The following is a 6,837-nucleotide window of genomic DNA, read 5'->3' as shown; positions in this document are numbered from 1 at the left end:
ACTGCCTTACAAACCAATACCGCCCCAAAGTTTACCGACATTGACAACCTTAGCCGCCCCGAACTACTTTCTAAAAAAGAGTTACTTACGACGGTTGAAATGATGTACGAAGCCACACAGGATTTATTTAGTCATGGGAGCCATACGGAACTATCAAAAACGATAGAGGACGCGTTTACGGCCTATGTTGAATCCGACGATTTTATTAAACAGCATACAACGCCCCGCGATCAAGCCGCGATGTTAGAGAAAGTCTTTCAAATTGGGCGGTTTTTGCGCCAAATGGATGCCATAGACGGGCGCGTATTGAGAAAATCAGAAAAGCGTTTTTATAAAGAAGTGCAACAAGCCTAAACCACCAAGTGAACCCCGTAGGCGAATGCTTGCGGGGTTTGTCTTGGTACTCAAACCGTTATTTCATGTTAAAATAACACGGAATAACACGACACGGGCGAAAATCAGCGGCCAATAAAGCCAATATTGGCACAATCAAAGACCAGGACCAATGAATGATTTACACAGTAACAAACCCGATGCGGGAAAATGGTTGAGTAATGAAGAACTTAGCGACATAGCCGACGGGCTTTTATTTGAAAATAGGTTATTGCTAAGATTAGAACACCTTTATCAAACGTACGGCCAAACAAACGGGCTCGAAATGTTTGATTTGATCAATGATCGACTTGAAGCAATTCAAAAGGGATTTGATAAAGAAATTATTGATAGTCATAGGGGGGAAGATCGTGTAGTTCGTTTTCAATATGAACTTTTGCCCGACGGCACCGAAAAAATGATGACCATGAAAGACATGAGGGAAACAACAGGATTCCCTATTATTACCTATTTTCCAAAGTATTTCAATAAGGCCGAAACGTCGTACATTTCGTGGGTAAATGTTGAATGGGTAAAAAATGAGGTATTGATTTTTAAGGCAAAGAAAGTGCTGGCAGAGGCGCGGGGTTTGCTTTTATCTATTGCGCCGCCCGTGGCTACCTCAACTGAGCCGAAAGAAATCTTTATTTCTGATGAAAACATTGAGCCAATTTACAGCGCATTGGTACCGTATTTCAAAGGGCAGGAAACAAAGCTAAGACAGTTGTTAGAAGGAAAAGCGATTGAGGGAAAGGTAAGATTTAACGAAAGTGCTAAAGTGTTATGCAATACTTTTAACACCCTTCACGAAGCGGGAAAGATAGGAGCGACAATAGGACAAATAAAGATTTGGTTATGCAGGTATTTTCAAACCAACCGAAAGCCGTACGACCTTAGCAAGGGTGCCACTTTAAACCGCAACTTTCAAGAAAAAATTGAAAGGCACGGCCAAATACTGCTACCAAATATCAAAGGTTTGATAACTTTCGATCAGTCCTAAAAACGGCTCAAAATTCGTATTTCATTCGTAAAACGTTCGGGAAAGTTCGGCAATCGTCAGACTCTTTTTTGTGCATATTGGTGCTCATATCATTGCAGAATCATTTTAAAATCAATGATTCTATGTCGCAGATTATTTTAAACGGAATCGCGCTTGCAGACTTATTAAACGAGTTTCGCGCCATTGTAAAAGACGAGGTTTCGACCCTCACCACTTCTCCACAGCCAACCACGGGCAAACGTTACCTAACAGCAAAGGGGGCTGCTGATTTTTTGGGTATCAAATTACAAACGCTTTATCAAAATATTGAAAAGATTCCGCACGTAAAGAAACACGGCAAATTACATTTTGTAGAATCTGAATTAGTAGTTTACATGGAAGGGGGGAAAGATGCCGCCTAAATACTTCAAACCTGCCACACGGCACGACATGGCAAAGGGTATGTTCGTAACCACCGAATCTAAACCCAGAGCCAAACGCACAAAAACGCCCACTAACAGCCTGACCGCTCAAATTACCCATTATGTAGAATCCCGTGGGGGCTTTGCTCAACGTATCAACGTTGGCGGCTTTTATCGTCAGGACGTGGGACACATCCGCAGCGGTTCAACCGTGGGCGTTCCTGACATTATCGCGGTCTTTGATGGGCTGTACATAGGTATAGAAGTCAAGACAGGCCGCGACCAACAGAGCGCAGCGCAAAAGACGGTACAGGAACGAACAAGAAAAGCGGGGGGCGTGTACCTGATAGCCCGCGATTTTGAAACCTTCAAAGCAGAATTTGACGCAATCGTAAAGGGGTTTTGATTTTTTGCCCGCTGCCGATAAAGACCAAAACATCTGTACTTTAAAACAAGGGGCGGTGCGCCCTCAACAGCGACCGCCCCGTAATTATTTCACTCACTTGTAACGATTCAAAATTATGCAGACGAAAACGCAACTGCAAACCATAATCGAGTATTTACAGAACCACGTCGCTACGGCCTCAATGGTAGCCGATGCAACGGGCGTAGCTCAAAAAAATCTGTGTCGTTACAAACGAGATTTGGAGCAAGCGGGACAACTGGCAGAAGTCAGAAAGTGCGCGTGTCAGTTGACGGGCTTCAAGGCTTGGTACATAACCACCGACAAAACCAAGTTTCCCAAACCTATCCAACTAACACTTTTTTAGAAATGGGCAAGAAATGGGAAAAAGACCCGAACGCGCGATTTTTTACGTTCCCGATCGAGTTGTTACGGGGGGCGTTTACCAACATGGGGCGCGTTTGTTCCGATGCGATTGACTACGCTGTTTATTTACGATGTAAAGAACATAGAAAACCGCCCGATGAAGCCTTAGAATATTTTAACATTAAGGGCAACGCCAATACTATTTTTAATCGTGGTAAAGAACTTTATGACAGTTTCGACCGCCCGCCATTGGTGAGCGTAGGTAAAGATGTAATTTGGGAGTTCTATAAAAACCCTAAAACAGATTTTGAAATAGCTGTTTTTTGTGCCTTTTGCGGCCTTCGCTCAATAATTGGCATAAAGCCTTTTGTCAAGACTAATAACGGGCTTCTGATGGCTCGAATGTTTGGTTATAGATCAATAGCTGAATTTGAGGCGTTGAGGGAAAAACCGCCCTATTACAATTCGTATTTTTCAACGGCTCAACAGATACGCTACCAACTAACGGAGAAGATTATCAGAAACGAATTGTCTTTAAGTTGGGGCTTAAATTACTATTCCAATCAGTCGAAAGGCTTTTATGTGTCGTTTAAAATGGAGTTTAACGCGTTGGTACTTCATACTGAAAAGAGCCGTAAAGCAACCCTTTTAAGGCAACAACAGGAAGAACAAAAGCGAGTAATTGAACAAATAAAGAAGCAAGTGCGGGGCAAGTAATTGTACTTTTCCAATGCTCAACACTACCGCAACCTTTCGCACACTTTGCCGCAATGTCACCGCAGCTTTACCGCAACACTACCGCAGCTTAAATAAGATACTTTAATAAGATATTTAAAAAAGATACCCTAATAAGATTTTTTTACTCAGTATCACGCGAGAAAAAAAATTGAACTTTAAAATTTTGAATTTTTCAAGGATGAAGGCTAAAAACTGATGCCTTACTTGCCAATTTGGAAGTTTGGGGGAATGGGGGCCGGGGCGCGGGGCGTTGTGGATAAGTGGATAACCAATTTTGAAAACAACAAATAATTACAGAACCAAGATGAAAAAAGGAACGACAAACAATCCGAACGGACGGCCAAAAGGAACGCCCAATAAAACTACTGCTGATATGCGTAATCGGGTTAAGGATTTTGTGAATGCCAAATGGGAAACTGTGGAGGCAGACTTTAACCAGTTAGAGCCAAAGGAGCGTTTGGCCTTCTTTGAAAAACTGTTACAGTACACACTACCAAAACTTCAATTAGTTGGCGTTGATGCTGATGCCAAGATAAGCAATAACAACGAAGGGTTTGACGTGACGAAGTTATCAGAGGCCGAATTAAGGGAAATTGCAAATGGCTAATTTTAACACCTCAACAGGACTGTTTTTTTTGTAGCCTTAATAGTACTGCATAGGGGAACCCGTCTTTTTGTGGTGCAAGTTGTGGTGCCACTAAAATAAAAAAGCAGCCACGAATTAACGTAACTGCTTGATTTTCAATGTGGGCCCAGTAGGGCACGATCCTACGACCCCCTGATTATGAGTCAGATGCTCTAACCAACTGAGCTATGGGCCCGATTACTTACTAAAAACTCAATATACTTTCTACTTTTCTTTTTTTAATTTCTATTTCGCGCTTTCGAGCTTCTGATAATGTAACTAATTGCTCAAAATAGACCCTAACCCAAGGCACTCCTTTACTTGTAAAGTTAGAAAGACTTGCATTATGTTCTTCTAACCTTTTATCAAGGTTCTCGGTGCAGCCGATATAATATTTATTAATTCTTTGCGAATAGAGAATATAAACAAAATACATACAACTGTTTCTAATGAGTCATCCCGAACTTGCTTCGGGATAACCAACTGAGCTATGGGCCCGAAATACCTCACGGCATTTTGTGGGTGCAAAAGTAGGAAATACGACGGTATTTACAAAGCCGGCACAGATTTTTTACGCTAAGTCCTTGTCAAAAACAGATTTTTCTGTCTTATTGGTTGGTAGTATACATACTTTTCACCTCAATTAAAATAGGGAATTGAAATCGCTCTTGCTAAGAAAACCAAGCCATTACCGCATGTTAAGGGATTTTTTTTTAGTTTAGCAACCTCAATAACCTATGATCAAGCACTATTATGGCTAAAAAACTTCCTGCTGCGTATGCACACCCATACGCCTTCGACCCTCGTTTCAAAAAATCAGTTGCTTATTTCTCCATGGAATTTGCCATTGACCAAGCCCTCAAAACGTATTCAGGCGGATTGGGTTTTTTGGCGGGTTCGCACATGAAAAGCGCGCACGACCTGCACCAAAATCTTATCGGAATCGGAATGCTGTGGAAACACGGCTACTACGATCAAATGCGTGCTGAGGACAATAGCATGGTGCCGCAATTCCGCGAAAAAATGTATAGTTTCCTGAAAGATACGGGCATTCGGTTTCAAATTATGATTTCCGATAAACCTGTTTGGGTAGCTTCTTATTTTTTAAATCCCAAACTGTTTGGTACAGTGCCGATGTTCTTTTTAACTACCGATACCGACGGCAATGACGCTTGGGCTCGGAGCATTTCATACCACTTGTATGATGCCGCACCAGCCGTGAAAGTTATGCAGTGCATGGTGTTGGGAATTGGTGGGGCGAAATTTTTGGACGAACTCGGTTACGAACCGGAAATTTATCACCTTAATGAAGCCCATGCGGTATCGTCGGTTTTTCATCTCTACAAAAAACTGGGAAAGGCCGCTTCTGTCAAAAAACGAATTGTTTTTACGACCCATACGCCCGAAGAAGCGGGAAATGAAAAGCACGACATTAACTTCTTGAACGAATTGAGTTTCTTTTCGGGGGTTCCTCTCCCTGTAGTCCGAAAGGTTACCGGTATTATGGATACCGTTTTTAACCATTCGTTGGCCGCTTTGAGGTTGAGCCATCAATCTAATGCCGTTTCTAAACTTCATGGAGATGTGTCGCGTAAAATGTGGGGTTGGGCTAACGATATTGCCCCCATCACTCACGTCACTAATTCGCAGCACAAAGCCTCTTGGGCTGACAAAGAATTGGAACAGGCACGTATAGCTGGAGATTTGAATGGCATTGAAAAACGGAAAAAAGAGTTGAAAAGTCAACTGTTCAAAACAGTGGCCGATCAGGTGGGTAAACTGTTTGACCCCAACATCCTGACGGTTGTTTGGGCTCGACGATTTGCCGGCTACAAACGTCCCGAATTGCTGACGCGCGACCGTGAGCGTTTTGACCGACTCATGCACAACAAAGATTTTCCGATTCAGTTTATTTGGGCAGGAAAACCGTACCCCAAAGACGAAGGAGCGATTTATACATTCAATCAATTATTTTATTTCAGTCATCTGTACCCCAACATGGCAGTGCTGACGGGCTACGAATTGGCGCTTTCCAAGCAGTTGAAGGAGGGTTCGGATATTTGGCTCAATACACCCATTGTGACGCGTGAAGCCTCGGGCACCAGCGGCATGACAGCGGCCATGAACGCAAGTCTAAATTTTTCTACTTATGATGGTTGGGTGTGTGAGTTTTCTCGCCACGGCGAGAATTCATTCATTGTTCCGGTAGCTTCAGAAGAAAATCGGGATGGGGAAGATATTTCCAATATGTTAGACGTGTTGGAAAACGAAATTTTGCCTTTGTACTACGAACGAAAAAACGACTGGTACGAGACCGTATTGCGGAGCATGACCGAAGTCGGTGGATTTTTCAATTCTGACCGTATGGTAACGGAATATTACGAGAAGGTTTATAAATAAGCAGCCCCCACTAAATCTCCCCCAAATGGGGGAGACTTTATAAATTTATGCGAATTTACAAATACAAATCGCAATTGATTTCGGTGTCATCTACGTTGGGGCCCATTTTTTTGTAAAATTCAATGGCTTCTTTATTCCAATTCGAGACTTGCCAACGAACTTTGGTACACTGCTCCAAGTTGGCATAACCAATCAATTTGTCCAGCAATTGGGTTCCGATTTGATGCCCTCGGTATTCTTTCTTCACATACAAATCATCCAAATACAGCGCTTTGCCCGACCATGAATAATAGGCCATGAAAAAAGAGGCGAATCCAATGATGGAGGTATCTTCGTACTCCACCACAAAACACTGGAAAAGTTCTTTATTTTCCAGCATTTGTTCGAGCGTAATAATTACTTTCTCGGGTGTTTTCTGAAAGACAGAAAATTCCTGAATCAGCTTAAAAATGGCAGGAAAGTCCTCAGGCGTTCCTTTTCTGATAATAATGTTCATACTACAAATCTACAGTCAGCCCGGTTCTCGGACAAC

10 protein-coding genes and 1 tRNA gene are annotated in these 6,837 nt (G+C 42.5%); 8 read left to right on the top strand and 3 right to left on the bottom strand.

The genetic code is table 11. The features are described 5' to 3' along the window. The 7 genes from Q0081_RS02540 to Q0081_RS02510 all read left to right on the top strand — a co-directional run. The coding region (locus tag Q0081_RS02540; RefSeq protein WP_298348872.1) for a hypothetical protein at window positions 1-354 on the top strand (354 nt) is incomplete at its 5' end. A gap of 151 nt (window positions 355-505) precedes the next feature. After that, a complete protein-coding gene (locus Q0081_RS02535) occupies window positions 506-1,372 on the top strand; it encodes a hypothetical protein (RefSeq protein ID WP_298348870.1) in 867 nt (288 codons plus the stop codon). A 122-nt stretch (window positions 1,373-1,494) separates the two neighbouring features. After that, complete coding sequence (locus Q0081_RS02530) at window positions 1,495-1,773, top strand: helix-turn-helix domain-containing protein (RefSeq protein ID WP_298348867.1); 279 nt, start codon at window positions 1,495-1,497, stop codon at window positions 1,771-1,773. After that, window positions 1,763-2,179 carry a hypothetical protein gene (locus Q0081_RS02525; protein ID WP_298348865.1) on the top strand — a complete coding sequence of 139 codons (417 nt, stop codon included), beginning with the start codon at window positions 1,763-1,765 and terminating at the stop codon, window positions 2,177-2,179. The genes Q0081_RS02530 and Q0081_RS02525 overlap by 11 nt, the downstream gene beginning before the upstream one ends. Window positions 2,180-2,294: 115 nt before the next feature. Further along, window positions 2,295-2,543, top strand: a complete 249-nt coding sequence (locus tag Q0081_RS02520) for a hypothetical protein (protein WP_298348863.1) — start codon at window positions 2,295-2,297, stop codon at window positions 2,541-2,543. A gap of 2 nt (window positions 2,544-2,545) precedes the next feature. Then, a complete protein-coding gene (locus Q0081_RS02515; protein WP_298348860.1) occupies window positions 2,546-3,259 on the top strand; it encodes a hypothetical protein in 714 nt (237 codons plus the stop codon). Window positions 3,260-3,584: 325 nt separating this feature from the next. Next, window positions 3,585-3,887 (top strand): hypothetical protein, encoded by a 303-nt coding sequence (locus Q0081_RS02510; RefSeq protein WP_298348857.1) that lies wholly within the window; start codon window positions 3,585-3,587, stop codon window positions 3,885-3,887. 140 nt (window positions 3,888-4,027) lie between these two features. On the opposite strand, the gene Q0081_RS02505 is transcribed toward Q0081_RS02510, so the two are convergent. Beyond that, window positions 4,028-4,101, bottom strand: a tRNA-Ile gene (locus Q0081_RS02505). A gap of 9 nt (window positions 4,102-4,110) precedes the next feature. Further along, window positions 4,111-4,341, bottom strand: a complete 231-nt coding sequence (locus Q0081_RS31780; RefSeq protein WP_409034039.1) for a GIY-YIG nuclease family protein — start codon at window positions 4,339-4,341, stop codon at window positions 4,111-4,113. 317 nt (window positions 4,342-4,658) lie between these two features. On the opposite strand from Q0081_RS31780, the gene glgP reads away from it, so the two are divergent. After that, the gene (glgP, locus tag Q0081_RS02500; RefSeq protein ID WP_298348854.1) at window positions 4,659-6,305 is read left to right on the top strand and encodes an alpha-glucan family phosphorylase; all 1,647 of its coding nucleotides are present in this window, start codon (window positions 4,659-4,661) and stop codon (window positions 6,303-6,305) included. Window positions 6,306-6,360: 55 nt separating this feature from the next. Here the strand turns inward: glgP and Q0081_RS02495 are convergent, their stop codons facing one another. Then, window positions 6,361-6,801, bottom strand: coding sequence for a GNAT family N-acetyltransferase (locus Q0081_RS02495; protein ID WP_298348852.1), 441 nt, complete (start codon window positions 6,799-6,801; stop codon window positions 6,361-6,363). Window positions 6,802-6,837: the final 36 nt, after the last annotated feature.

Origin of the sequence: Runella sp. (genome assembly GCF_027484545.1) — a bacterium.
GTDB lineage: Bacteria > Bacteroidota > Bacteroidia > Cytophagales > Spirosomataceae > Runella.
Note: the sequence above shows the minus strand (reverse complement) of the source record. Positions and strands in the feature narration are given on the sequence as shown.